The following is a 1,388-nucleotide window of genomic DNA, read 5'->3' on the forward strand; positions in this document are numbered from 1 at the left end:
CCGTGGCTATGTTTATGATACCGAAACTTCACTCTATTATCTCCAAAGTCGCTACTACGATCCATTTACAGGCAGATTTTTGAATGCGGATATATATTGCGATACTGGTACAAGCACTCCATTAAGCACAAATATGTTCGCTTATTGTGAGAATAATCCTGTGAATTATCTTGATCCTAATGGGTATGTAGCCCTAGTTGATGATTTAGTTTATGCTTTAATAGCTTTATCTGCAGCAACTGTAGCAATTTGTTCCTCTTCATATTTCCAAAAAGGTTGGTCTGCTTTTTGTAACGCAGTCGGTAACGGACTATCTTCTATAGGAAATGCTATTTGGAATGGTGCGTCCGCTGCATGGAATTGGTCTAAAAATAAGATTAAAAAAGCAATTAATGCAGTTGAAAAATTCAATACGATAGTTAATGCTGATAGTAAAATCAAATCTAAAGTAAAAAAACACTCTAAAACACGCTATTGGAGTGCCACATTAAAAAGTGGCTATGTTAATATTGGAAAATCATTATCATACTCAGAAGCGAAATCCTATGTAAAAAATGGTAAAAGTGTATTTACTGTTACAAAATCTGAAGCAAAGGCTTTGGCTAAGAGTGCTTATGGTGGCAAAAAACCTGTTGGTCCTGAAATAGATAAAGGAAAAAAGGGTGTTCTTGGATATTATTGGCATTTTCATGTATATGGCAGAAAAAACAAGGCACATGTGTGGTATTTATTTAATTAGGAGGGAACTTTAATGTTGGTGAATATAGTTTTTGATTATTATGTGGATATAGTAAGTGTACCTGATAGTATTGGGATAAATATAAAAAAATATCAAAATCAATGTGATAAATGGTTATTTAATAAATTGAATGAGCATGAATTTTGGGAGAAGGATGACTCTGGAAATAAATTAGGGGTTGGTGTTTGTAGTGAATCGTTCACATATTGGTTGAATGAATTTGTTTTAAAAGATTCTAAAGAGAAAGCATATATTGTGCGAAAAAATATTAGTGATTATGATGAAAGTTTGCCTACCATATATTATTGATGAACAGAGTATATTGATAACTTATGTGAACTATTTATTCTTTTGTACAAATACTAATCTGTTGTAATTTAATGCACGGGTCCCAATGAAAAGCAAACAATAAAAAATCCCTTATGGTAGAATTAAAGAAACTACCATAAGGGATTTTGTAGGTTTAAAGAGTATCAATTCAAATAATTTAAAGAGTTTTGAAAAAGTGTGGTGACCTCCAAAGTTAGATCTAAAAAATTCAACTTTGGAGGTCGTGACACTCTGGAGGTGCTTCTTTTTCGTATCGGAATTAGTTGTCAATATTTTAAAGATGAGAGATTTATGTTTATTTTTGAAATTTCGCCTTTGT

The 1,388-nt window shown here is 31.9% G+C and carries 2 protein-coding genes; both read left to right on the top strand.

Annotated features, from left to right (window positions below; genetic code table 11):
* Window positions 1–739 (top strand): RHS repeat-associated core domain-containing protein (locus tag RBATCC27255_RS00080; RefSeq protein ID WP_101028202.1); only part of this gene is annotated, 739 nt, incomplete at its 5' end.
* A gap of 12 nt (window positions 740–751) precedes the next feature.
* Window positions 752–1,048: a hypothetical protein gene (locus RBATCC27255_RS00085; protein ID WP_101028203.1), complete on the top strand. Its 297-nt coding sequence runs from the start codon at window positions 752–754 to the stop codon at window positions 1,046–1,048.
* The last annotated feature ends 340 nt before the right edge of the window (window positions 1,049–1,388 follow it).

It is taken from the genome of Ruminococcus bromii, assembly GCF_002834225.1.
Lineage (GTDB): Bacteria > Bacillota > Clostridia > Oscillospirales > Acutalibacteraceae > Ruminococcoides > Ruminococcoides bromii.

Bases quoted from the DNA above. Each gene is read 5' to 3' on its own strand.
- RBATCC27255_RS00085 (WP_101028203.1), top strand. From the start codon at position 752: ATGTTGGTGAATATAGTTTTTGATTATTATGTGGATATAGTAAGTGTA.